Source organism: Alcaligenes faecalis, assembly GCF_005311025.1.
GTDB classification, from domain to species: Bacteria; Pseudomonadota; Gammaproteobacteria; order Burkholderiales; family Burkholderiaceae_B; genus Alcaligenes; species Alcaligenes phenolicus.
On record NZ_CP031747.1, the window covers coordinates 1,741,739 to 1,765,832 of the forward strand.

The window sequence follows — 24,094 nt, forward strand, 5'->3', positions numbered from 1 at the left end:
CCTGCAAAACAAAATGGATGGGTATTATTGCCGCAAAAAGGCGATCACTGCCTTGCTCTCAGACAAGAGCCAAAGCAATGGCAGCACACAAGCCATGATAACCAGGCCTATGCCGGCAATCTCTTGGTCAGACTGCAGATAGAAATTACAGAGCCGAACCGGATTGTCGTAATACAGCAGACCAACAATGGCCATCATCCAACTGAAGTTACCAAAGAAGAACAGACGAAACACCAGATGGGCGCGGCGCCAGGACTCCATGAACAACATGCCCATCAAGACCAGACCGATATATTTGGCAGTGGCCATGGGAGGCGATACCAGCACATCGTCCAGTGCTTTGGGAACCATCCAGTAAGCCGCCGCAAAGCTGACCATGATCAGGCCAGGCAAACCATATTCATTCAAGGCGTAATACGGGCGTAGTAAAGACTGCATGGCAGCCGAACGTCCAACTCCCTGGTAGCGCAAGGCCAGTTGCAAGGTAATGCCCGACAGGACCAACAAGGGAATATGCACCAGCATGTGCAGACTCATGGAGGCGGTCAGCGGGCGATCCCAGAAGGCTGCGGCAGCAAACAGCAAAGCTGCCACCAATGCCAGGGCACTACCAAAATAAGGACGTACTTTAGGGGATTCGACGACACGTTTTAAAGACATTACATCGCTCCCTTCTTATCCAGATCCTCGAGGGCACGCTTGGCATACGCCAGGGCCAACATAGGTTCACCGTAATCCACGATACGACCCAGGCGCGGTTCGGCACTGACAACGTGATAGGCCGCGTTGTGCTCGTACTCATCAAAAGGGGCGGGAATAACGACGATACCAAAATCATCCAGCACACGTTGACGCTGTTCGCCGGGCATCATGGTGACAAATTGCCAGACATCCGGGTTGGCCTTCATGGTTTTGCTATAGCGGCGCAGGTGATCAGGCGAATCGGTGGGATCAAAACTGATGCTCAGCAGGCGGATACGGTCCTGCAAGCCTTCGTCCACAATCGCTTTTTGCAGTTGCTGATACTCCGAGCCCATCGCCAGACATAGCGTGACACAGCGGGTATAGATGAAATTGACGATGGTGATACGGCCATCGTTTTGCAGCAGAGAGCTTAGCTGGGTACTGCCCCCGGCAGGGAGCAGTACTTCGACATCGGAGATCAGACGCGGCGAAGCGGCAACATCATTGCGACGGGCCGTCTCGGCTGTCAGGGCGGAGAACCCTTGCGTCAAATGGGCCAGTGCCCCAATACCCAGGGCGAAGACCAGGAGAATACTTATAAATAGTCTCATCGCTGGCCCATCATTTCAGTCTTACTCTTCCATGGGAGCCAGATCAGCGTCCCCATTCCAATGATCGGTTTTATCAGCTGTTTTTTCACGTTCGGCTTTGACAAAGGCCACGTCCACAGGATCGGCGCTATTGCCACCCAATTCTGTACGCAGGTAATTAACAACGGCCGTCATTTCCTCGTCATTGAACTTCTCGCGGAACTCGGGCATCGCACCATTGTACTTATTCCCCTTGACCGTGATCTCACCCGTAATACCGTGCAGCATGATCTGGACCAAAACTTCAGGCTTGCGCAGTACCCATTCGGAACCCACCAGCGGAGGGAACACGCCTGGAACACCGGCGCCCGTTGCCTGGTGACAGGCGGCACATTGGGCTACGAACAGCTGCTGACCATCTACCGCGCCTTCTGGCAATTCGAAGTCGGCAACGATACGGTTGTCGCCCACGGTTGCGTCATGGCTCAGGTCACTGCTGAAAATATAGTAGATGCCCCACAGGAACAGACCTGCAATGATCAGCAGAACCACCCAAGGGATCGGTGCTGCGTTTTCTTCCGGATCGGAATGCTCACGCAGCTGTGCTTCATATTTACGATTGTCGCTCATTCTAATTCTCCGAGGCGCCCCGCCTTGCGGGGCGCGCTAGCTCAGCAATGCCTGTTTATTTGATAACGCTGGCTGGCGCTACGGGATACGTACGATCCAGCGCCAACAGGTATTCAACCAGGTCCAGGGCCTCTTGCTTGGCCACAACCACCTTGCCTTCTGGTGCGAAATCACCTGGCAAGTTGACAACCTTGTCGCCTTCCTCTGCCTTGTCCTTGAGCTCGAACATGAAGGGGTAAGAAGGCATATTGCTGCCAGGAGTATAAGCACGAGGCTGATACAAGTGACCCAGGTGCCAGTCCACGCTAGGCTGACGAGCACCAATATTGAGCAAGTCTGGACCAGTACGCATGGTGCCGAGCAGGTGAGGTGTGTCGTAGAAGTAGTCGCCTGCTACCGAGGCACGACCCCAGCCACGCTGGAAGTCAGGAGCCTGGTTCTGGCTGCGTGGCTGCTGCGAGTGACAGTAGACACAGCCCATATCAATGTATTGCTGACGGCCGCGCAGTTGCACTTCCGTGTAAGGCTTCAGGCCTGGAGAAGGCTCCACCTTTTTAACTTGCAGGTAAGGGACAACGACCAGAGCCGATGTGGCCAGGGCGAGCGTCACCATGGCGCCGCCCAATAGTTTGTATTCGCTTTCCATGACTAAATCATGCCTCCACTACATTGCGAGTTGCCGAGCGCTGGTGAAACAGGGCTGGACCAATACGACGGCTGCCATAGCGCAAAGCCATTGCCACAAAGTGGAAGGCAAACACAAGGTGACCCAGAGTCATCAAACCACCACCAATCGAGCGCGACTTCAGGTAAGGCATCGTGACAAACACCGATTCCATGAAGGCTTTGGCAGGATCAAGCATGGCCAGACCTTGCAGCCAACCGCCAATGCTCAGACCAATAGCGTAGATGGAGAAACCAATCACAACCAGCCAGAAGTGCAGGGAGATCAGTTTGGGGTAAGGCCACTCCCAGGACAGCACGCGCGGCATCACGTAGTAGATGGCACCGAACATCACGATGGTAAAGAAGCCGTACAAGCCGATGTGGGCGTGGGCAACCGTGAAGTGCGTGAAGTGGGTAATCGTGTTGATGCTGCGCAGCGCTTCAAAAGAACCTTGAATGGAGCTGACGGTGTACATCATGCCGCCCAGCACGATAAAGCGCAGGGTGGGCGAGTGAATCAGGGTACGGAAGTGACCCTTCATGGTGTAGTGCTGGTTGATCGAGAAAGCCAGCACAGGGATGATCATCATCATGCTTTGCACGATGGACAGGGTAACCATCCACTGGGGCACAGGACCGCCAACCAGGTGGTGACCACCAACCTGACCGTAGAAAAATGCCAGACCCCAGAAACCCACCAGAGACAGGTTGTAGGAGCTGATAGGCTGACCGATGATCTTGGGCAGGAAGTAATACACCGAAGCCAGAGCCATCGGGGTGTAGAACAGACCCAGCACGTTGTGGCCAAACCACCAGTTCATGGTTGCTTGTTCAACACCCACGTGCACGGCAGGCAGGTTACCGACCAGGAACAGGATAGGGAACCAGAACAGGGCTGCGCCCATGTACCACACCGACACATACAGGTGGTGAGCACGACGGTTTTGCAAGGTGAAGACCAAAGGCAAGGCAGCCAGAGCACCACCGATAACCATCAGGATATCAACCTGCCAAGGCATTTCCAGCCATTCCATACCGTCGGTGATACCCATCGCGATACATGTCAGGCCGATAGCCAGGCCAATGTTCCACAAGATCCCGCCCGTGATGGCATAACGCGCACCGATCAGGGGAGTCTTGAGCAAACGAGGCAGCATCCACATGGCAACGCCGAACGCGGCCATTGGAGCCCAGCCGTAAGCCACACCGTTCAGGTGCAGCGTACGCATGCGACCAAAGGTCATCCAGGCGTGTTGCGTCAGAAATTCGGGATCGTGCAGCTTGATCGAGCTGATCAAGCCTGCCGTCGAGGCAAAGATCAGCCAGAAGACCGAACAGGCCAGCAAAATGAACGTGACCTTGGCGGAGGAGCGGTCGGCTTCCACGCGTTCTGCCAATTCAAGGCTCAGCGCCTGACGATCTTCAGCCGAAATTGCCTTGCGGCCCATTTCTTCTTGAAGTGCCTGACGTTGCTCAGGGGTGGCGGAGGGGTCATCTACCTGCCCGATTTCGCCTTTGGAGAAGATCTCTCGCGAAGCAGCGGGACTGTGGTCAAAGAAGTTACGGCGTAACGACCAGATGAAAACAAAGAGTCCTGTAACGGACAATATGAAAGCTAGTAGCAGTATTGAAACGGTATTCACAATGATCCAGGCCTGGTTAATGTGAAGCTGCCAAGCAGCTCGGCGGCACCTTGACGCGTCGCAGATCAAAAGAGCATGGACGCAAAAAATCTGCGACTGCCTAGGTCGCGAGAGCCGTCATGTTAAAACACCCGCTTGTGACGTCCGAATAAAGCCCCCATTGAAAGCAAGGTTTATTGAGACAGAACAAATACGAGCACGACATTTTTTGGTATACGGGCGACAGCCATTATAGGCGAGGGTAAACCCCTGTGACATATCTGTTTCAAAATGCCGTGTACCGCACAGCAGTTTATCCTAGGACAAACAACAAAACCAGTCTAAATCTTACAAAGAGCATGGTTCTGCTCTGATTTGTCCATATGGAATTTCTTATACGGGTGCCACATCCGCCACCATCAGATGCCCTGAGAAGTAACCAGGCCCACATCCGGGCTTCACATTTCAATTAGCAATAAAGCTGCAAGAATCCGCATCAAATCACGCTAAACCTGGTTTCCATCCAGGCGCGACACAGCCCTCATCAAAAAGTACAATCACCGCTATCAATCTACTGACGAGTCTTGGCTCGCACTGCAAACAAAGGAATTCATATGGAATGCACAATCGACTGGGGCGGCAAAGACGGAATGTTGTTCGTTGCCCGTACAGGCAGTGGTCATGTGACGGCCATGGACGGTGCACCCGAAGGTGGCGGCAATAACCTGGCTCCACGCCCCATGGAAATGCTGCTGACCGGCGCCGGTGGCTGCGCAGCCTACGACGTGGTGCTGATCCTCAAGCGTGGTCGTCACGCCATTACCGGCTGCCAGGTAAAGCTGACGGCCGAACGCGCCGACACCGACCCCAAAGTCTTTATCAAGATTCACTTCACTTTTGTGGTCACTGGCAAGGACCTGCCCCAGGCCGCCGTTGAGCGTGCCGTACAACTGTCGCACGACAAGTACTGCTCCGCTTCGGCCATGCTGGGCAAAACAGCCGAGATCACCTATTCCGTCGACATTCAGCAAGCCTGAGGCCACCATGTCCCTGTATCCCTACGAAGACCTGCTGCGCCTGGTCTACACCCAAGGCACTCCCAAAGGGGACCGCACCGGCACCGGCACGAACTCGGTATTTGGCCACCAAATGCGCTTCGATCTGTCGCAGGGTTTCCCGCTGATCACCACCAAGAAACTGCATACCCGCAGCATCTTTATTGAGTTGCTGTGGTTTTTGCGTGGTGAGTCCAATGTGCGCTGGCTGCAAGAGCGCGGCGTCTCCATCTGGGACGAATGGGCCGACAAGGACGGCAATCTGGGCCCGGTCTATGGTGTGCAATGGCGTTCCTGGCCCACTCCCGATGGCCGTCATATCGACCAGATCAGTCAGTTGGTGGAACAGATCCGCAAGAATCCCGACTCACGTCGCCTGATTGTTTCGGCCTGGAACGTAGCGGATGTGGGCCAGATGGCCCTGCCCCCATGCCATGCCCTGTTCCAGTTTTATGTGGCAGACGGCAAGCTGTCTTGCCAGCTCTACCAGCGCAGTGCCGATATTTTCCTGGGCGTGCCCTTCAATATCGCCAGCTACGCCTTGCTGACTCACATGATGGCGCAGCAATGTGATCTGGAAGTAGGTGATTTCATCTGGACCGGTGGTGACTGCCACCTGTACTCCAACCACTTCGAACAAGCAGAGCTACAGCTCTCGCGCGAACCTCGCCCCTACCCCAAGCTGACGATCAAGCGCAAACCTGCCAGTCTGTTTGATTACGAGTACGAAGACTTCGAAATCACCGACTACGATCCTCATCCCCACATCAAGGCGCCGGTTGCCGTATGAGTTCCACTCCTTTCATTCGCCTGGTCGTTGCCTATGCGGCCAATCGCTGCATTGGCAAGGACAATGACCTGCCCTGGCGCCTGCCTTCCGATTTGCAGCACTTCAAACGCGTAACCATGGGTTTGCCCATCATCATGGGCCGTAAAACCTGGGAGTCTCTGGGCCGCCCCTTGCCCGGCCGCCCGAATCTGGTGATCAGCCGCAATGCGGATTACCAGGCAAAAGGTGCGCAGGTATTCAGCAATCTGGACGAAGCCCTGGCAGCCTGCCCCGGCTTTGAAACCGCTTGTGTGATTGGTGGCGAACAGCTTTTCCGTCTGGCCCTGCCTGTGGCGCAGGAACTGATCGCAACCGAGATCAAGGCTGATGTGGATGGCGATACGTTCTTTCCCGAACTGCCTACCGGAGAGTGGCAAGAAGTGGAGCGCCTGCCTCAGCCTGAGGAAAACGGTTTCACTTACGACTACGTGACGTACCGCCGCCGTAGTTAAAAAAACCGGCTACTTGGCCCAAGCTATCCATCTCACTGCACGCTTAACCGCGTAGGCTCGAAACCAAATAAAAGGCCTGAATCCGATGACACGGATTCAGGCCTTTTTTGCGATCAGTCCGCCGAAATCAGGCAAGACCAAGGCGTATTCCTGCTAACTCAATATCTGAACTTACTCAGCCACCGCGGCATAAGCAGGGCCATCCAGCAAACCTTGCAGATCAGCAGGATTGTCAGCCTTGAGCTTGAAAATCCAGGTATCAAATGGAGCTTCATTGATCAGATGCGGTGCATCGGACAAGGCCTGGTTGAACTCCACCAGCTCGCCCGCCACAGGCGCGTAAATGTCGGAGGCGGCCTTCACCGACTCCACCACACCCGCTGTAGCACCCGCAGCCAGACGCGTCCCTGGGGTGAAGTCACCCACAAACACCAGGTCGCCCAACTGATCTTGAGCAAAGTCGGTAATGCCAACCAGCACAACACCGTCTTCATCTTTGGCCCACTCGTGGCTTACCACGTACTTTCTATCTCCTGGCAGCTGCATATCGCCTCCCTGACTGACCAGCCAACAATTCCGATGATTTCAGAAACGGCAGCAGACCATGCCCACTGCCCTTCCTGCTCGCATACTTAACCCTGCTCTGCCTGTGCCTTCAAAGCACGTGCACACGCTGCTGCCGACGCCCAGGCCCATTGGAAGTTATACCCGCCCAGCCAGCCGGTGACATCGACCGCTTCACCGATGAAGTACAGACCAGGTACTTTACGCGCTTCCATGCTCTTCTGATTTAGCTCGCGTGTATCCACGCCACCGCTCATCACTTCCGCCTTTTTATAGCCTGCGGTGCCACTAGGTTTCAACTCCCAGCCATTAATCACCTGTCCCACCGTGCGCAACACGCGATCCGGCAGATCAGCCAGACGTTGCTGTCCCACGCCTTTGGGCAACAAGTCCGAGGTATCCAGCCATTGTTCGACCAGACGGCGCGGCCACAAGGTCGACAAGACAGTGACCAGTTGCTGACGGTTACCCGCCTTCAGATCCAATAATTGTTGCGCGATGTCCTGACCGGGAGCCAGGTCCACACTAATGCTCTCGCCCGACTGCCAGTAGCTGGAGATCTGCAAGATACCCGGCCCGGACAAGCCACGGTGCGTAAACAGCAGATCTTCCAGAAAGGCCTGGCGTTGCTTGCCCTGCCCTGTGCTGACTTCCACCTCCAAAGCCATGCCGCTCAAGGCAGAAAATGGCTTCCAATCCCGACCGTCAAAGGTCAAAGGGACTAGAGCGGGGTGTGGCTCAATCACTTTCAAGCCGAAGTGACGCGCCACGCGCAAGGCATAGTCCGTGGAACCCAGCTGCGGAATCGCCATGCCGCCCGTGGCAATCACCACTTGCAAGGCATTCAAATCCCCCTGACCGGTGCGCAGCACAAAGCCATCCTCGGTACGGCCGATGGACTGCACCGAACAGGGCATGCGCCAGGACACCTGCCCTTTCAAACACTCCTGACGCAGCATCTGGATGATGGACTCGCTGGAGTCATCACAGAACAACTGGCCTTTGTGCTTTTCATGAAAGCCGATGCGGTACTCCCGCACCAGCTCCAGAAAATCCTGGGGGGTATAGCCCGCCAAGGCCGAACGGCAAAAATGCGGGTTCTTGGACAGAAAATTCTCGGGCGAGGTGCCCGTATTGGTGAAGTTGCAGCGCCCTCCACCGGAAATACGGATTTTCTCGGCCAGCTTTTCAGCGTGATCAATCAGTACCACTCGCAGGCCACGCTGGCCTGCGATACTGGCAGCCATCATTCCGGCCGCACCTGCGCCGATGACGGCAACATCAAAAAAAGGGATCACGCGGATTTACTCGTTGGTTTCAGACTCAAGCACACAATCTACGTAGTAGCGTGGCAGTCCATCAGGGCCGATATCCTGCGCCAGTCCATGCACATAGGTCTCAAAGCCAGGGAAGCGGGCATTGAACTCGCGCGCAAATTGCAGGTACTCCACAATGCGCGAGTTAAAGCGTTCGCCAGGAATCAGCAAAGGAATGCCTGGGGGGTAAGGCGTCAGCAAGACACCCGTCACACGGCCTTCCAGTTCGTCAATGCCAACGCGCTCGATATCGCCGTGCGCCATCTTGGCATAGGCATCCGAAGGCTTCAGAGCGGGAACCATGTCGCTCAGGTACACCTCGGTCGTCAGACGGGCCAGATCATACTTGCGATAGGCCTGGTGAATCTGCTGACACAGGTCACGCAAACCCATGCGCTCGTAGGTAGGCTGAGTCTTGCAGAAGTCCGGCAAAATGCGCCACATGGGCTGATTGCGGTCGTAATCGTCCTTGAACTGCTGCAAGGCGGTCAACAAGGTATTCCAGCGGCCCTTGGTGATGCCAATAGTGAACAGAATAAAGAAGGAGTACAGGCCGGTTTTCTCGACTACCACGCCGTGCTCGGCCAGATACTTGGAGACCAGAGCGGCAGGAATACCCTGTTCAGCAAAGGTGCCGGAAATATCCAGGCCAGGAGTCACTACCGTGGCTTTGACCGGGTCCAGCATGTTGAAGTTGGTCGACAACTTGCCAAAGCCGTGCCACTCCGCATCGGAGCGCAGAATCCAGTCGTCACGCTCGCCTATGCCTTCTTCAGGCAGATTGTCCGGTCCCCAAACCTTGAACCACCAGTCGTTCTCGCCGTATTCCTTGGACACCTTGCGCATGGCGCGACGAAAGTCCATGGCCTCGCAAATGCTTTCCTCGACCAATGCGGTGCCGCCAGGCGGCTCCATCATGGCCGCCGCCACATCACAGGACGCAATAATCGCGTACTGCGGGCTGGTGCTGGTGTGCATCAGGTAGGCTTCATTGAACACGTTGCGGTCCAAGGGGCGGTTCTCGGCATCCTGCACCGTAATCTGGGACGCCTGCGACAGGCCAGCCAGCATTTTATGCGTGGAGTGCGTGGCGTAGATCATGGTGTCTTTGGTGCGCGGACGGTCCGCACCAATGGCGTGCATGTCGTGATAGAAATCGTGGAACGCCGCATGCGGCAACCAGGCCTCATCAAAATGCAGCGTGGGGATCTTGGAATCCAGAGTCTCCTTGATCATTTCCACGTTGTAGATCACGCCATCGTAAGTACTTTGCGTCAGCGTCAGAATACGGGGCTTCTTGTTCTTGGCCTTGCTGGCAAAGGGATTGGCCTCGATCTTGCGCGCAATGTTTTCCGGCAGGAATTCGTCTTGTGGAATGGGACCAATAATGCCCAGGTGGTTGCGCGTGGGGCGCAGGAACACTGGGATAGCGCCCGTCATGGTAATGGCGTGCAGGATCGACTTGTGGCAGTTACGGTCCACTACCACCACGTCGTTATTGGCCACATTGGCGTGCCAGACGATCTTGTTGGACGTGGACGTTCCGTTCGTCACGAAAAAGCAGTGGTCGGCATGGAAGATACGGGCAGCATTGCGCTCGGCCTCGGCCACCGGGCCGGTGTGGTCCAGCAGTTGGCCCAATTCATCGACCGCATTACAGACGTCGGCACGCAACATGTTTTCACCAAAAAACTGGTGAAACATCTGGCCAACCGGGCTTTTCAGAAAGGCTACGCCTCCCGAATGCCCTGGGCAGTGCCAGGAATAGGAACCGTCAGAAGCGTACTTGACCAGCTCGCGGAAAAACGGCGGCGCCAGGCTTTCCAGGTAGGAGCGGGCTTCGCGGATGATGTGACGCGCCACGAACTCGGGCGTGTCCTCAAACATGTGAATGAAGCCGTGCAGCTCGCGTAAAATATCGTTGGGGATATGCTGCGAGGTGCGTGTCTCGCCGTACAGATAGATGGGGATGTCCTCGTTGCGGAACCGCAGCTCGCCAATAAAGGAGCGCAGGTTCTTGATCGCATTGGCGACATCCTCCGGGGAATCCACATCGAATTCCTCATCATCAATCGACAAAATGAAGGCGCTCGCGCGGCTTTGCTGTTGCGCAAAAGAACTAAGGTCACCATAGCTGGTGACCCCGAGAACCTCTACGCCTTCGGCCTCTATCGCCGAGGCCAGGGCTCGAATGCCCAGGCCCGACGTATTTTCGGAACGGTAGTCTTCGTCGATGATGACGATGGGAAAACGAAACTTCATCCAGAACTCCTAGGTACGAGGCAGGGTAACGCCTAGCTGACCTTGATATTTGCCGCCGCGGTCGCGGTACGACACTTCGCACACTTCATCGCTTTCAAAGAACAACATCTGTGCACACCCTTCACCGGCGTAAATCTTGGCTGGCAGCGGGGTGGTGTTGGAAAACTCCAGGGTGACGTGGCCTTCCCACTCGGGTTCCAGCGGAGTCACGTTCACGATGATGCCGCAACGGGCATAGGTGCTCTTGCCCAGACACATGGTCAACACACTGCGAGGAATACGGAAGTACTCAACCGTGCGGGCCAGCGCGAAAGAATTGGGCGGAATAATGCACACATCACCGACAAAATCCACAAAGGATTTTTCATCGAAAGCCTTGGGGTCCACGATGGTCGAGTTGATGTTGGTGAAAATTTTGAATTCGTTGGCACAACGCACATCGTAGCCATAGCTGCTGGTGCCGTAGCTGACGATACGTTGTCCGTCTACATTGCGCACTTGGCCTGGTTCGAAAGGCTCGATCATGCCCTGGGCAGCAGCCCGCCGAATCCAACGGTCGCTTTTGATACTCATAAGAAATTAGCCGCCTTAAATCAGTAACCGGTTATTTTATCGTTTAGATACACACACAAGCCAATTGCGGCGCAAATATGTCATTTGCGCCACAATTCTCTGCCCGCTTTGCGCCGGGCAAGCCCGCATCAATCCTTCGAGAACCAGCGGTAAATCAGGGCCAGACCGTTTACCGTACCGGCGCTGACCTCAGCCGTCAGGCCTCGTGCCAGGCGGTAGCTGGCTCGACCCACCGTTCCGGTATCGGCCATGGCCTGCTCCAGGCTAACGGAAATATCCGCCGTCAGTGCCTTGGTGATCGCAATAAACTTGCGCTCTTCGTTGCTGGTGCCGCTGTTCAGGGATTTGACCACACTTTCCACCGGCAAAATGCTACCGGCACTGCCCAGGTCGCCCGAGCGCATGGCCACTTCATCAATCCCGAACTTGCGGTAGAAGGGCTCGCCATCGCCCAGGAAGGACGTCCCGACACTGAGCAGCAAGGCCATGTCACCACCAGAATCATCCGGCCCGTGGCCCAGCAGGAGCCAGGACAGTTTTTCAACTTCGCTGACTTCCGGGTAGGACACCAAATCAATTCTGGGCTTGCGAGCCGTACCGGCTACCTTAACACCTGCCTCTACTGCCTGACCGGTACGCAAGGCTTCGATGTCCAGAATAGGCGAGGTAATGTCACCCTGGAAGGTCACGGTTCCGCGCTTGAGCAGCAACTTCTGACCATAGAGCTCAATTCGCCCGCCACGAGTGCGCAAGGCACCCATGCCGGTCAACTTGCCGCCGATCATGGTGACCCTCAGGCTGCCAACCAGACCGGAGTTCACGCCGTAACCCGTCAGGTAAAAACGCGGCCCCAGATCCACATCAATTTCCATGCTCATGTCGGTTGCAGCCTGGGAAGGCTCGGAAGCCGGTTCGTCGCCTGCCCGCACAATCACCACATCGCTATCAACAGTGGGAATACCACCCAACATGTCCAGGTTGAACCAGCCCGCATCAGCAACAACCTTGCCGGTAATGGCAATACGCGGCAGTTCCATGTCCAGATTGATATTGCCGGACATCATGGCGTAACGATCGGAGCGCTGCAGAATCGGGAAGCGGAAAATATCCACGTCAAAGGCCCCTTGCTGAGTGCTCAGGTTCCACTGCCCCGACACAGTCAGCTTGCCATCCTTGGCGTCCGGGCTCTCTTTCAGCCAGGTTGCGGTACGCCATTCCTGCGGCTCTACTCGTGGGCGAGCCGGGAACGTCAAGGACTCCAGGCGGAAAATGTCACCATCGAAACGGGCATCCAACTGACCGTCAATTAGACGGATGCCGTCATCCAGACGTGTGAAACGCAACTCGCGGCCCCTTACCGTGCCACGACTGGTCCAGGCCCATTTCGCACCCACATCAATATTCACGTCTGCATTCAAGCGACCGCCCAGCTCCATGGCATCGCCCAGGAACAGGCGCGTCCAGCTCAAGTCATCAATATTGGCTTGTATGCTGACCGTTTTGCGATCGTTCTCATTCAAGGCCAGCCCGTGAAGGGGAGTCTGGGCCTTGGCTGTGACGTAACCCATTTCCTTGGTACGCACATCCATCTGAGCATCCAGACGGCTGGTCGTGGCCGAGGTAGGTTTCGCATTGATGACGATACTCAGATCTTCCAGCCCCAGGGACATGGGCGGCTCAGCAAAAACCTGTACATCCCCCGCCACGCGGTCGACGCGCACCTGGCCGGACAAGGCGCCATTAAATTTCAGGTCCCAGCGCGCTTTGATATCAATTTCGGGCGGCTGGGTTTTCTTGTTCTTGGCAATCTTGACGCCACCCTTGGCCTTGTCAGCGTTTTCTTCTACGCCGACTTTACGCAGCAAGCGCGCGATGCGAGGCTCGGACAGCACCAGATCCAACAACTCACCACGGCTGGCCCATTGTCCAGGCTGGTAAGTGGATTCCTGATGACGCAGATTGATCCAGGGTTCGCCATCAACTGTGGTGCTCAACGTACCGGCACCAACTCGCACTGACCAGGGAGCCAAAGGCTCGGGTGCCTTGGGAGCGTTTGCTGTTTTATCGGCTGCGTTTTCGGGAACGCCAGCCTGTGCCTTCGCTTGCTCTGCTGCCAATGAAGCAGACGGAGCAGCATTGGCCGCAGCAGCAGGCTTAGTATCGGGGCTGCCCTTAGTTTCAGGATTTATACCGGCCTGAGCCGCTCCTTCTTCCTTGGCGGCCACCTGGCCTGCTACATCACCTTCAACCTTGGATTGGTCCTTGGCCTCTGCTGTGGCAACTTGAACAGGAGGCTCCGGCGCCCGCAGAGCATCGGTAAAACGCACAGGCAGTGCCGACTGCAAACGCACGATCAAACCGGCATGGTCGGCCACCAAACGGTTTACCTTGCCATCCCAATACGCGGCCTTGCCCTGATCGGCAAAATGCCAGCCACCTTCCAGCGCCAGATCGGCCTCGGCCATGCCTTGGCCCAACTGCCCCTTGGCCTTGCCGCCCAAGTCGTACTGGCCCTTCAACTGCAGGGTGTGATGAGCAATATCGCCACGCAACTGCCCTTCTGCCGACGCCTTGCCCAGCTCCAGGCCAGGCCACAGTTGCTCGGCACGAGGCATCTTCGCCAGCAAATCCAGCTCGGCCTTGCCAGACATGCCAAAACCACCTTTCAACTGAACCTGGTTATCCCCGATCTTCATATCGGTGAGCACATCCGAAACCGACAGCAAACGCCACCAATCCGCTTGGCCCGGCTGAGCCGGAGCCGACGCTTTTGCCTTGATCTGCCCGATAGCGGCCTGCTTGTTCCAGCGACTGCCCTGCAAAAGCTGCACATCCACATCCGCGGAGAGCAATTGTTCTTTATCCGCCAAGACCACATCGAACTGGCCTTGGGTATTGATCAGAGCGTCGGGCAGCACATCGCCCAACAAGGCATGCAGATCCAGCTTGTCGCTGCGGAACTGACCTTTGAAATGATCCTGAACGTGCACACCTTCCTGCGTGGCATCCCAGGCGAAGTCTGCATCCAGCGAGGACTCGTCCGGCAGTTTCACCGCCACCTTGGCCTGACGCACTGGCACGGAATCCAGCGGGCTCAATTCTGCGCTGGCGTCCAGGCTATAGCCCTGGCCCTGACCGTTAAGCAGCAAGGTGGCTTGTTCCAGAGAGCCATTCAAGGTGATTTGAGCGTTGACCACACAATCGGGCAAAGGCTCGGGCTCAGGAACAGCAACTGGTTCCTGGATACGTTCTTCATCGCCAAGACCCGTACTACCCTCGGGCTCGGAGCTGATGACTCCGGCGACACCATGGGCGTCTACGGGCTGATCGACTGGCGGGCTGGCAGGAGTTGCATGACTCGGGGCGCTGGCCTCAGCTTGACCTTGCTGTGTTATTGCAGCCTTGGCACTGGTCTTGGCCGTTTCAACAGTGGCTGTTTGTTTGGACCGATCGACTACTGCCTTCTCGGCAGGTTTGCCGGATTTCGACGGCTCTGCATAAGCAGGCAAATACTGTTTCGCACAAATAGGCGAATCGGCCGTCAAACCGCGAGCAATGATTTGAATATCGGCTCGTGCCGGGTAAGGCGCTTGCAGTCCCGCCAATTCCACCTCACCCTGAAAACCAGCGCGGATGGACTCATTAGCCACCATCAAATCGTACAGTCGAAGCTGCGCGCTGTCGGAATCCAACGCCAGTGCCGAAGACAAATCCGCAATCGCGACCGGCAAGGGCGTGCCATCCTGCGTTAACAAGAACTGCCCCAAAGCCAGCTTGTCCACGGCAATACTGATAGGCAGCTCGGGCATTGTGAAGGGCTCATCGGACTTGGGCTCGTCCGAGGAGGTCAAGGCCACATCCACTTTCTGAGCACTAAGCTCTACCACGTGCAGGCGGCGTTCCCACAGTTCTTTCCAGTTGGCCTGCAAGCGCAAACGCTCGATATCCACATGGGTGTCCGGCAAGCCCAGCACCAGGTGGTCGATACTCAAGCCATCCCAAATGGTTCCGCGCACGCCTTGGGCGCTGCCCTGCGCATAGGGCAAAGCCGTGCGCAAGGCCCAGCTTGTACCGGCCTGACTGGCCAGCACCCAATACACAAAGCCGCAAACAAGCAGCAGGGCAATCACCACAAAGGGAATGCCCCACAAAGCGAAATATCGGAACCAGCGCCGAACCCAAGCCATTAAAATGCGATTCCCAAAGAAAAGCTCAAACGTACGCGTTTGTCTCGCTGACCATAGGCCAGATCAAGATTGAAAGGGCCAGCAGGGGTGCGCACCACCGCACCCAAACCGTAGCCCCAGGCTAAATCCATATCACCAAAGCTGGGCGCAGCATCACCCACGTCAACAAAAGCTCGCATGCCATACATGCTGGTGAAAAAGTGCGTGTATTCCACACTAGCTACGGCCATGGCTGGCGCACCCACCACGGCGTCGCCTTGTCGAAGGCCAATGCTTTGATATTTGTAACCACGGACACTGCGAGCGCCCCCGGTGCGATAACCGAAGTCAGGCGGTGTGCGGTCCGTCATGCGCCAAACCTTACCGATTTCACCCCGCAGGGACAAAATATCCCGCTCCCCAACTGGCCACCACTGCTGCAATCGCAAATTACTGCGGTAAAAGGTCTCGCCCTTGTCCAGCGTGACACCGGCACCTACGCCGAAATCAATCAGATTGCCTTCGCGCGGATCGTACTTCTTGTCTACGTCTCGACGCAGCCATTGCCAGGTTGCAATGGCAGAAGGTGTTTCACGGGTGGGCAGACCGGAAATCTTGGTCTTGTCCCAGGCGCCCAGTAAGCCCCATTCGGTTTCATATTCCACGCGGCTATTGCCCGCTGCCTGTCGTTCCTGGCGCAGCTTCCAGCCCAGGGCCGCCCGCTCCGTGTCCAAACCTTCAATGTCGGAACGATCGTACAAGACACCAAAACTGTTCTTGTAGCCGCTAATGGTGGGCGGCAAGTGAATGTCATAAAAGGCCCGCTGACGTTTTTTATCCACGCCAATACCGGCCTCGGTCCAGATCGGCAGGCCAAACACAATATTCTTTCGATACAAGGCCTCAACACGCGCACCGTGGTCGCTGTCAAAACCCAAGGAGCCGGTGAACTGCCTGGATGGCGCTTCTGTAACCCGTACACGTACAGGCAGTTCTACATCACCATCTGGAAGCTCTTTCTTTTTGCCGGCTTCTTCATCCAGAGTGACAAAGGCACCCCGGAAAAAAGTGGTGGCAGCCAAAGATTGCTGCCACTCGTCCAGCTTGTCCTGATCGTAAGGATCACCGGGGGTATAGCGCACATAGCGGTCTACCAGAGACTGGGGAACTCGCTTCAGGCCAGTGGTTTCCAGCGGCCCCATGCGAACCCTCGGCCCGCTATCCACTTTCAGGGAAAGGTCGGCCACGCCTTCATCGGCCAATACGGTCGCCCGCGTGTCTATGTAACGAGCGTAGTAAAAGTCCTGGCGCTGTACGCTTTCCAGCAGATCCGATTTGGCGGAGGACCAGACCGAATTCAAAAAGGGATCGTCCACTTTCAAAGGAAAGCTGGCTTTGATCCCTTCCAGACGCACCTGGTATTCCGGCTCCTGAATCTTGCCTTTGAAGTCCAGGGCAATGTCTCGTACACGCGTGATTTCGCCCGGCTGAATAATGATATCCCAATATTCACCGCTGGAATCCTCGCCCACCTCCAGCGTGACTACAGAATCAAAATAACCCTGAGTCTGCAAGGCGGAGACGGTCGCATCGTGAGCCCGGCGCCGCAGACGCGAGACCTCTCCCAAGTCCTGGTCTTCCGCCAAACGTGTAATGGCACTGACCGCGCGCTGAATTTCTTTCAGCGCCTGGGGGGGCACGCCCCCCGGATCAATAATGACATCGGGAACGGAAGACTGAGCCCATACTGCAGGGCTCAGGACTATCGAAAACAACAGGCAAAAGCCGGATTTGCGCATACGTACTCAAAGAGGACGAGGAACAACCTTGGGGCGCTGCCCCGACGTGTCTGGAGGAAGTTGCGACAAGTTAGCCGAAACGCGATTGGCAATCTCGTGATACAGGCGGGCCTCGGGACTGTCTGCGCTGGCAATCACCGTCGGGGTACCGGAGTCGGTCTGAGCCCGAATGCTCATTGCCAACGGCAAGGCACCCAGCCAAGGCACGTTGAACTGGCTGGCCATATCGCGACCACCATGCTGACCGAAGACCGGGTCAGCATGACCACAGTTCGAGCAGATATGGACCGACATGTTTTCCACAATACCCAGAACAGGCACATTCACCTTCTGGAACATGTTCAAGCCACGCTTGGCGTCGATCAGCGCCAGATCCTGAGGGGTGGTCACAATCACCGCACCCGTCAAAGGCACTTTTTGCGACAAGGTCAAGGCGATATCGCCAGTGCCGGGAGGCATATCGATAATCAGGTAGTCCAGATCATCCCAACGCGTTTGTGTAAGCAGCTGTGTCAACGCCTGGGTTGCCATCGGGCCGCGCCAGATTGCGGGAGCGTCTTCGTCCAGCAGGAAACCAATCGAGTTGGCTTGCAGACCGTGACCGATCAGCGGCTCCATCATCTTGCCGTCTGCACTGCGCGGGCGCTCGTGCAGGCCCAGCATGGTGGGCACGCTAGGGCCATAAATATCCGCATCCAGCAAACCAACACGCGCACCTTGCATATGCAAGGCCAAAGCCAGGTTCACCGACGTTGTACTTTTACCCACACCGCCCTTGCCCGAGGACACCGCAATAATGTTGCGGATATTGGGCATGGGTCGCAACCCTTCCTGCACAGCATGCACGCCAATGCGGGGATTCAAATGCAGCTTGGACAGGGTGGCACCCACGCCTGCCAAGGCTTGCTCGATACGTTCGCGCAGCTGTCCCTGAATGTCATAAGCCGTATAGGGCAGGTGCAAAGTCAGCTCAACCTGGTTCTGGTCAATGCTCAGTTCGCATCGACCCGCATCGACCGATAACTTCTTTAACGTGTTGGGATCGGTCACACTCGCCAGGGCTTGCAACACGCGCTCGGAACTCACTGTCATTTATCCAAAACCTTGATATAAAGAAACATCACCATACCTTTAAACCAGAAAATTAGCGGTTCAAGAGGAATTTTTTTACACTTATGATGTCATACTAACCCTATGAACACATTTAACCAGATTATCCGCACAGCCCTCTTTGTCTTGCTGACAATTTTCGGTGCAATCATGGCGTTTATCTTCATGGTTTCTACCGCTATTGCGATCGGCATTTTATACATTGTGGCGCGTATTAGTGGCCGTCCTTTCGGCGTTAAAGCCTACTGGGACCAGCGCCGCCGCCCTGCCGCTGCCAGCAAACAGTCGACCACACCACGTTCGCGTGATGTCACCGACATCGAGATGCGCGAGATTCCTTAACAGTTCTTGACTGTTCGCCAAGCCTTTGGCGAGCAGCAACGCTGATTAGGCACTGCCCCCGAACACCCTGAGTCGTCAAAGGCTCAGGGTGTGTGCATTTGTATCATTCGCAATTGCCCATCAGCACTTTGCCCGTGGACATTCCTCGGTCTGGCGCAGCACAAGTGTGCAATAGACCGTAGAATCCTTGTTCCCTTTCTCTTTTATTTTGTTAAGTCATGTCACGAACGATATTTGTTACGACCGCCCTGCCGTATGCCAACGGCTCGTTTCACATCGGCCACATCATGGAATATATCCAGGCCGACATCTGGGTTCGGTCCATGCGAATGTCGGGACATACTGTGCATTTTGTGTGTGCGGACGACGCCCATGGCGCGCCCATCATGCTCAAAGCAGAAAGCGCTGGCATTACCCCCGCTCAGTTGGTAGACAAGATCGCGGCCGAGCGCCCCACCTACCTGAACGGCTTTAACGTCAAATTCGACCACTGGCACCGTACGGACTCGCCAGACAACGTCGAACTGGCCCAGGATATCTACCGCACGCTGAAAAGCGCCGGCTTTATTGACACCCGCACCATCGAACAGTTCTACGATCCGGTCAAAGGCATGTTCCTGCCCGATCGTTACATCAAGGGCGAGTGCCCCAAGTGTCACGCCAAGGACCAGTACGGCGACAGCTGCGAAGTCTGTAGTGCGGTTTACGCTCCTACCGAACTGATCGAACCCTACTCCACCCTGACCAATGCGCGTCCGGTGTTAAAGACCTCGGAACACTTTTTCTTCCGCTTGTCCGACCCGCGCTGCGTAGCCTTCCTGCAAGAGTGGACCACGGGCAAGAACGCCCAGGGCAAGCCGCGTCTGCAATCGGAAGTGCTGGGCAAGACCCGCGAATGGCTGGGTACAGGCGAAGGCGCAGAGGCCTCTCTGAACGACTGGGACATTTCCCGCGACGAACCCTACTACGGCATCCCGATTCCGGACGCTCCCGGCAAATATTTCTACGTCTGGCTGGATGCGCCTGTTGGCTATCTGGCCTCCTTGAAAGCCTACTGCGCCAAGGCCGGTCTGGACTTTGATGCCTTGCTGGATCCGGAAGGCAGCACCGAGCAGGTCCACTTCATCGGCAAGGACATCGTGTACTTCCACGCCCTGTTCTGGCCTGCCATGCTGAAGTTCTCCGGCCGTAAAGTGCCTGACGCCTTGAACGTGCACGGTTTCATCACAGTTAGCGGCGAGAAAATGTCCAAGAGTCGCGGCACCGGCATTTCGCCCCTGCGCTACTTGGAGCTGGGCATGGATGCAGAGTGGATGCGCTATTACATGGCCGCCAAGCTGAACTCGCACGTCGAAGACATGGATTTCAATCCTGACGACTTCATTGCCCGCGTCAACAGCGACCTGATTGGCAAGTACGTGAACATCGCCAGCCGTGCCGCCAACTTCATCAGCAAGCATTTTGATGGCAAGCTGGCTTACCAAGGCGACACCTCCGAACTGCAAAACCAGCTCAAGGAAGTCGCCGAGAAAGTCCGCGCCGACTTGGAAAGCCGCGAGTATGGTCGTGCCGTGCGCCAGATCATGGCTCAGGCCGACATCATCAACCAGGCTTTTGATACCGCCCAGCCCTGGGTCATGGCCAAAGGCATTGCGACCGCCGAGCAAGCTCAGAAAGATGCGCTGCAAGATATTTGCTCGCGCACCCTGGCTGGCTTCAAGGGCTTGTCCGTCATGCTGACCGCCATCTTGCCCACCCTGACCCATCGCGTGGCCCACGAACTGTTTGGTCTGGACCGCGACTTTGTCTGGGACGACGTGGCTGCCTTGCCTGATCACATCGCTCCCTTCAAGCATCTGATGCAGCGTGTAGACAGCGCCATGGTGGACGAGCTGCTGGCTCCGCCACCCGCTCCCGTCGTGCTGCCCGGTGGTGAAGCCATTGCCGAAACCATCGACATCAAAGACTTCATCAAGGTGGACCTGCGCATTGCCAAAATCGTCAGTTGCGAAGCCGTGGAAGGCTCGGACAAGCTGCTGCGTCTGAGCCTGGACGCTGGCGAAGGCCGCTTGCGCCAAGTGTTCTCCGGCATCAAGTCGGCTTACCAGCCCGAAGATCTGATCGGCAAGCTGACGGTACTGGTCGCTAACCTGGCTCCTCGCAAGATGCGTTTCGGCGTATCCGAGGGCATGGTTCTGGCGGCCAGCCATGCGGATGATGCCGTGGATCAAGGCATCTATATTCTGGAACCATTCCCCGGTGCCCAGCCCGGTATGCGCATCAATTAAGACGCATTCCTGATACGCAAAAGAGCCTCGCCGAAAAAGCGAGGCTTTTTTGTCTACATATACCAAAGAACAGGCTCAAAACAGCCTGCCAAGCCCCTTTCAGCGACCCGTAACCCAGGAAAGCCGATACACTCTTTATCTTGAAACTGCTGTATTGATGCACAGTCTGCTGCTTTGAATGCAAGGACCTCTTGGCATGGAAAACATCCCCCCTTCTGAACTGGATCGGCACCTTGGTGCACAGCGCTCCACCTGGGTCAGTGTCATCGTCAATATCAGTTTGAGCGTGCTGCAAATTGTGGTGGGTCTGTTTGCTCATTCGCAGGCCCTGATTGCTGACGCCATCCACTCCCTGTCCGACCTGCTGTCAGACTTTGTAGTGCTGATCGCCAACCGCCATAGCCGTCGAGGTCCGGACGCAGATCACCCTTACGGACATTTGCGGTACGAAACGGCGGCCACCCTGGCCATTGGCGGCCTCTTGCTGGCCGTAGGACTGGGCATGTTATGGAATGCTGTGTCTTCCTTGCGCGACCCCAGCAGCATCGAAGCAGTACACCCGATTGCCCTGGCCATTGCCTTCATCGCACTCTGTAGTAAAGAACTTCTGTTTCGCTACATGTTGCGTGTCGCGAAGCGTTTGCGCTCGACCATGCTGGTTGCCAATGCCTGGCACGCGCGCTCCGACGCAGCCTCCTCGCTGGTCGTTAGCGTCGGGGTGATGGCCAACCTGGCAGGTCTGCCTTTGGGCGACCCCTTGGCCGCCAGTATTGTGGGTTTGATGATTCTGCGCATGGGCTGGAAGTTTTCTATTGGCGCATTTCACGACCTGACCGATAAAGCGGTCGATCAGGAAACGGAAGAGCGCATTGCCAAGCTCTTGCGCGAGACCCCCGGTGTGGAAGGCATACACCAGCTACGGACCCGCAAACTGGGTGACATGATCTGGGTAGAAGTGGATCTGGAAATGGACAGCACCCTGACTATTGCTCAAGGTCATGCCATTGCCGTGGCCGCACGGGACCGTGTGATGGCCGAAGAGCCCGTGCTGGATGTCATGACACACTTTGATCCGGTCACACCCCAGCGCTAAACCCTGTCTAAGCTCTACGAGCCTCGCCAGCCCAACAGCAGGCTATCCAGGACGGCGGGCGCTCTCGGGCGCCAGCATCTCCACCAGCACACGGGACAAGGCCGTCACCATCTCATTGGCATGAGGTCGATGCAAAATTGCCAGTTCAAAAGCATCGATACGGGGCAGACCTTGTGCTTGGCCCAATTCAATATGGTCATCGCGCACCGCACGCCGCGGCAGCAAGCTGATCCCCATCCCGTCTGCCACCGCCCCCTGAATACCGCTCAAGCTGGAACTGGTAAAGCTGATACGCCAACGACGTCCCAAGGACTCGACAGCACTGATGATTTCCTCTCGATACACACCCCTACGCGGGAAGGTCACCAAGGGGATGGGGTCCAGATGAAAGACCGGATCAGTCGCGCTATCCACCCAGGCCGTCTGCTCGGGCAGACACGCCACCGCTTCACGGGCATTGTGACGCTGCTTGACCAGCACCAGATCCAGCTCACCCTGATCGTACGCGGCCAGCAGGTCGCTGCTCAAGCCGCTACTGACTTCCAGACGCACCTGCGGGAAGCGACGGTTGAAGCCCGCCAAGGCCCGCATGGTCTGTCCATTGGTAAAGTCCTCAGGCACGCCAAGACGCACGGAAATAGTCACCAGAGAACCGGACAGGGCTTCAGACAGCTGATGATTCAAAGCCAGCATCTGGCGGGCGTACCCCAACAGGGTCTGCCCCGCTTCAGTCGTGCTGACGCCCCGGCTAGCCCGGTCCAGCAGACGCAGCCCGGCCAGTTCCTCCAGGCGCCGCACTTTCTGGCTGATCGTGGACTGCGTGGAATGCAAACGCGTTGCGGCCGCCGTGAAGCTGCCGCAATCGACTACCGTCAACAAGGCCAGCAGCAGGTCCAGGTCGTACAAAGGCCGATTCAGGCTGGGACTGCTTGATAGTTGATGATCCATATGTTCAAACCCTTTCTGAAATCCGCCAGGGCAATCCACCCCACCGCCCTTTTATTCAAAAAACAAATACTAGAGATTTATACATTTAATTTGTAAATATCACCAGCAGTCGTTAAGGTGTATTGGTCCCGCGCATTACAACGACATCCCGCCTGTGCCTTTTGCCAGCCGCCGGGATTGCGCCGTGCCGTTCGACAGATTTTTCCTTACTGAATTTCAATGGGAATCAACATGTCCAAAGTCAATTACTACGCCCCTCCAGGTGGCCATCCTCCTCAGACTCAGTTGCTGACGGACCGCGCCATGTTCACCGAGGCCTATGCCGTGCTGCCCAAAGGCGTGCTGCAAGACATCGTGACCAGCTACCTGCCCGGTTGGGAAAATACCCGTCTGTGGGTATTGGCACGTCCTCTGTCCGGCTTTGCCGAGACCTTCTCCCAATACATCATGGAAGTAGGCCCACAGGGTGGCAGCAACAACCCTGAGTCCGACCCCGAAGCCGAAGGCGTGATTTTTGTCGTCAAGGGCCAGCTGGAACTGGTTCTGGAAGGCACCAAGCACATCATGGAAGAAGGCGGCTATGCCTTTATTCCTCCTTCCACCAACTGGACCTTGCACAACCGCACGGGCGAGCTGGCCAACTTCCACTGGATTCGCAAGCGCTACCAGCGTGTGGAAGGCCTGGATGCCCCTGAAGCCTTTGTGACCAACGAAAAAGACGTGAAACCTGGCGTCATGCCTGACACCGAAGGCCGTTGGAGCACCACCCGTTTCACCGACATGTCCGACCTGCGTCACGACATGCACGTGAACATCGTGAACTTTGAACCCGGTGGCGTGATCCCCTTCGCTGAAACGCACGTGATGGAACACGGTCTGTACGTTCTGGAAGGTAAGGCGGTGTACCGTCTGAACCAGGACTGGGTTGAAGTGGAAGCCGGTGACTTCATGTGGCTGCGCGCTTTCTGCCCGCAGGCTTGCTACGCAGGCGGACCAGGCCGTTTCCGCTACTTGCTGTACAAAGACGTAAACCGTCATGCCAATCTGACACTTGGCGGCACCCGCTAATATGGTCTGAAACAGAACAGCCGCTGCCCGTCAGCGG

The 24,094-nt window shown here is 56.4% G+C and carries 20 protein-coding genes; 7 read left to right on the forward strand and 13 right to left on the reverse strand.

Translation table 11 applies throughout. The features are described 5' to 3' along the window. Window positions 1-24: 24 nt before the first annotated feature. From D0C27_RS07930 to D0C27_RS07950, 5 genes are read right to left on the reverse strand one after another with little or no spacing between them, the layout of a single operon-like run. Window positions 25-660: a hypothetical protein gene (locus D0C27_RS07930; protein ID WP_035271257.1), complete on the reverse strand. Its 636-nt coding sequence runs from the start codon at window positions 658-660 to the stop codon at window positions 25-27. Continuing rightward, window positions 660-1,295: an SCO family protein gene (locus D0C27_RS07935; protein ID WP_009461119.1), complete on the reverse strand. Its 636-nt coding sequence runs from the start codon at window positions 1,293-1,295 to the stop codon at window positions 660-662. The genes D0C27_RS07930 and D0C27_RS07935 overlap by 1 nt, the downstream gene beginning before the upstream one ends. A gap of 21 nt (window positions 1,296-1,316) precedes the next feature. Further along, complete coding sequence (locus D0C27_RS07940) at window positions 1,317-1,904, reverse strand: c-type cytochrome (protein WP_026485026.1); 588 nt, start codon at window positions 1,902-1,904, stop codon at window positions 1,317-1,319. A 55-nt stretch (window positions 1,905-1,959) separates the two neighbouring features. Next, window positions 1,960-2,550: a cbb3-type cytochrome c oxidase subunit II gene (locus D0C27_RS07945; RefSeq protein ID WP_026485025.1), complete on the reverse strand. Its 591-nt coding sequence runs from the start codon at window positions 2,548-2,550 to the stop codon at window positions 1,960-1,962. 7 nt (window positions 2,551-2,557) lie between these two features. Beyond that, complete coding sequence (locus D0C27_RS07950; protein ID WP_035271261.1) at window positions 2,558-4,213, reverse strand: cbb3-type cytochrome c oxidase subunit I; 1,656 nt, start codon at window positions 4,211-4,213, stop codon at window positions 2,558-2,560. 593 nt (window positions 4,214-4,806) lie between these two features. Between D0C27_RS07950 and D0C27_RS07955 the strand changes: the two genes are divergently transcribed. The 3 genes from D0C27_RS07955 to D0C27_RS07965 are packed head-to-tail and all read left to right on the forward strand — an operon-like array spanning window position 4,807 to window position 6,528. Continuing rightward, a complete protein-coding gene (locus D0C27_RS07955) occupies window positions 4,807-5,229 on the forward strand; it encodes an OsmC family protein (RefSeq protein WP_170978555.1) in 423 nt (140 codons plus the stop codon). Window positions 5,230-5,236: 7 nt separating this feature from the next. Next, a complete protein-coding gene (locus D0C27_RS07960; protein WP_009461123.1) occupies window positions 5,237-6,037 on the forward strand; it encodes a thymidylate synthase in 801 nt (266 codons plus the stop codon). Next, a complete protein-coding gene (locus tag D0C27_RS07965; protein WP_035271262.1) occupies window positions 6,034-6,528 on the forward strand; it encodes a dihydrofolate reductase in 495 nt (164 codons plus the stop codon). Before D0C27_RS07960 ends, D0C27_RS07965 begins: the two co-directional genes overlap by 4 nt. Window positions 6,529-6,699: 171 nt before the next feature. Here D0C27_RS07965 and gcvH read toward each other — a convergent pair whose 3' ends face one another. From gcvH to apbC, 7 genes are all read right to left on the reverse strand, one after another. Next, window positions 6,700-7,074 (reverse strand): glycine cleavage system protein GcvH, encoded by a 375-nt coding sequence (gcvH, locus tag D0C27_RS07970; protein WP_021446974.1) that lies wholly within the window; start codon window positions 7,072-7,074, stop codon window positions 6,700-6,702. A gap of 86 nt (window positions 7,075-7,160) precedes the next feature. Beyond that, on the reverse strand, window positions 7,161-8,390 hold the full coding sequence (locus D0C27_RS07975; RefSeq protein WP_137430722.1) for an NAD(P)/FAD-dependent oxidoreductase: 1,230 nt from the start codon (window positions 8,388-8,390) through the stop codon (window positions 7,161-7,163). A gap of 6 nt (window positions 8,391-8,396) precedes the next feature. Continuing rightward, the gene (locus D0C27_RS07980; RefSeq protein ID WP_009461127.1) at window positions 8,397-10,670 is read right to left on the reverse strand and encodes an arginine/lysine/ornithine decarboxylase; all 2,274 of its coding nucleotides are present in this window, start codon (window positions 10,668-10,670) and stop codon (window positions 8,397-8,399) included. 9 nt (window positions 10,671-10,679) lie between these two features. Then, the gene (dcd, locus tag D0C27_RS07985; RefSeq protein WP_009461128.1) at window positions 10,680-11,243 is read right to left on the reverse strand and encodes a dCTP deaminase; all 564 of its coding nucleotides are present in this window, start codon (window positions 11,241-11,243) and stop codon (window positions 10,680-10,682) included. A 128-nt stretch (window positions 11,244-11,371) separates the two neighbouring features. After that, window positions 11,372-15,430 (reverse strand): translocation/assembly module TamB domain-containing protein, encoded by a 4,059-nt coding sequence (locus tag D0C27_RS07990; RefSeq protein ID WP_137430723.1) that lies wholly within the window; start codon window positions 15,428-15,430, stop codon window positions 11,372-11,374. Further along, window positions 15,430-17,208, reverse strand: coding sequence for an autotransporter assembly complex protein TamA (locus D0C27_RS07995; RefSeq protein WP_060186267.1), 1,779 nt, complete (start codon window positions 17,206-17,208; stop codon window positions 15,430-15,432). The genes D0C27_RS07990 and D0C27_RS07995 overlap by 1 nt, the downstream gene beginning before the upstream one ends. Before the next feature lie 6 nt (window positions 17,209-17,214). Continuing rightward, a complete protein-coding gene (apbC, locus tag D0C27_RS08000; RefSeq protein ID WP_060186266.1) occupies window positions 17,215-18,300 on the reverse strand; it encodes an iron-sulfur cluster carrier protein ApbC in 1,086 nt (361 codons plus the stop codon). 102 nt (window positions 18,301-18,402) lie between these two features. Between apbC and D0C27_RS08005 the strand changes: the two genes are divergently transcribed. From D0C27_RS08005 to D0C27_RS08015, 3 genes are all read left to right on the forward strand, one after another. After that, window positions 18,403-18,660, forward strand: coding sequence for a hypothetical protein (locus D0C27_RS08005; RefSeq protein WP_009461132.1), 258 nt, complete (start codon window positions 18,403-18,405; stop codon window positions 18,658-18,660). Between the two features lie 218 nt (window positions 18,661-18,878). After that, entirely contained in the window at window positions 18,879-20,948 is a 2,070-nt protein-coding gene (gene metG / locus D0C27_RS08010; protein ID WP_035271267.1) for a methionine--tRNA ligase, read from the forward strand. Between the two features lie 196 nt (window positions 20,949-21,144). Then, window positions 21,145-22,041 carry a cation diffusion facilitator family transporter gene (locus D0C27_RS08015; RefSeq protein ID WP_060186263.1) on the forward strand — a complete coding sequence of 299 codons (897 nt, stop codon included), beginning with the start codon at window positions 21,145-21,147 and terminating at the stop codon, window positions 22,039-22,041. 42 nt (window positions 22,042-22,083) lie between these two features. On the opposite strand, the gene D0C27_RS08020 is transcribed toward D0C27_RS08015, so the two are convergent. Then, window positions 22,084-22,959, reverse strand: coding sequence for a LysR family transcriptional regulator (locus D0C27_RS08020; protein ID WP_196784069.1), 876 nt, complete (start codon window positions 22,957-22,959; stop codon window positions 22,084-22,086). A gap of 261 nt (window positions 22,960-23,220) precedes the next feature. On the opposite strand from D0C27_RS08020, the gene D0C27_RS08025 reads away from it, so the two are divergent. Continuing rightward, the gene (locus D0C27_RS08025; protein WP_026485011.1) at window positions 23,221-24,057 is read left to right on the forward strand and encodes a bifunctional allantoicase/(S)-ureidoglycine aminohydrolase; all 837 of its coding nucleotides are present in this window, start codon (window positions 23,221-23,223) and stop codon (window positions 24,055-24,057) included. The last annotated feature ends 37 nt before the right edge of the window (window positions 24,058-24,094 follow it).

Coding starts and splice junctions, on each gene's coding strand:
- D0C27_RS07930 (WP_035271257.1), bottom strand. CDS start 660: ATGTCTTTAAAACGTGTCGTCGAATCCCCTAAAGTACGTCCTTATTTT.
- D0C27_RS07935 (WP_009461119.1), bottom strand. CDS start 1,295: ATGAGACTATTTATAAGTATTCTCCTGGTCTTCGCCCTGGGTATTGGG.
- D0C27_RS07940 (WP_026485026.1), bottom strand. CDS start 1,904: ATGAGCGACAATCGTAAATATGAAGCACAGCTGCGTGAGCATTCCGAT.
- D0C27_RS07945 (WP_026485025.1), bottom strand. CDS start 2,550: ATGGAAAGCGAATACAAACTATTGGGCGGCGCCATGGTGACGCTCGCC.
- D0C27_RS07955 (WP_170978555.1), top strand. CDS start 4,807: ATGGAATGCACAATCGACTGGGGCGGCAAAGACGGAATGTTGTTCGTT.
- D0C27_RS07960 (WP_009461123.1), top strand. CDS start 5,237: ATGTCCCTGTATCCCTACGAAGACCTGCTGCGCCTGGTCTACACCCAA.
- D0C27_RS07965 (WP_035271262.1), top strand. CDS start 6,034: ATGAGTTCCACTCCTTTCATTCGCCTGGTCGTTGCCTATGCGGCCAAT.
- gcvH (WP_021446974.1), bottom strand. CDS start 7,074: ATGCAGCTGCCAGGAGATAGAAAGTACGTGGTAAGCCACGAGTGGGCC.
- D0C27_RS07980 (WP_009461127.1), bottom strand. CDS start 10,670: ATGAAGTTTCGTTTTCCCATCGTCATCATCGACGAAGACTACCGTTCC.
- dcd (WP_009461128.1), bottom strand. CDS start 11,243: ATGAGTATCAAAAGCGACCGTTGGATTCGGCGGGCTGCTGCCCAGGGC.
- D0C27_RS07990 (WP_137430723.1), bottom strand. CDS start 15,430: ATGGCTTGGGTTCGGCGCTGGTTCCGATATTTCGCTTTGTGGGGCATT.
- D0C27_RS07995 (WP_060186267.1), bottom strand. CDS start 17,208: ATGCGCAAATCCGGCTTTTGCCTGTTGTTTTCGATAGTCCTGAGCCCT.
- apbC (WP_060186266.1), bottom strand. CDS start 18,300: ATGACAGTGAGTTCCGAGCGCGTGTTGCAAGCCCTGGCGAGTGTGACC.
- D0C27_RS08005 (WP_009461132.1), top strand. CDS start 18,403: ATGAACACATTTAACCAGATTATCCGCACAGCCCTCTTTGTCTTGCTG.
- metG (WP_035271267.1), top strand. CDS start 18,879: ATGTCACGAACGATATTTGTTACGACCGCCCTGCCGTATGCCAACGGC.
- D0C27_RS08015 (WP_060186263.1), top strand. CDS start 21,145: ATGGAAAACATCCCCCCTTCTGAACTGGATCGGCACCTTGGTGCACAG.
- D0C27_RS08025 (WP_026485011.1), top strand. CDS start 23,221: ATGTCCAAAGTCAATTACTACGCCCCTCCAGGTGGCCATCCTCCTCAG.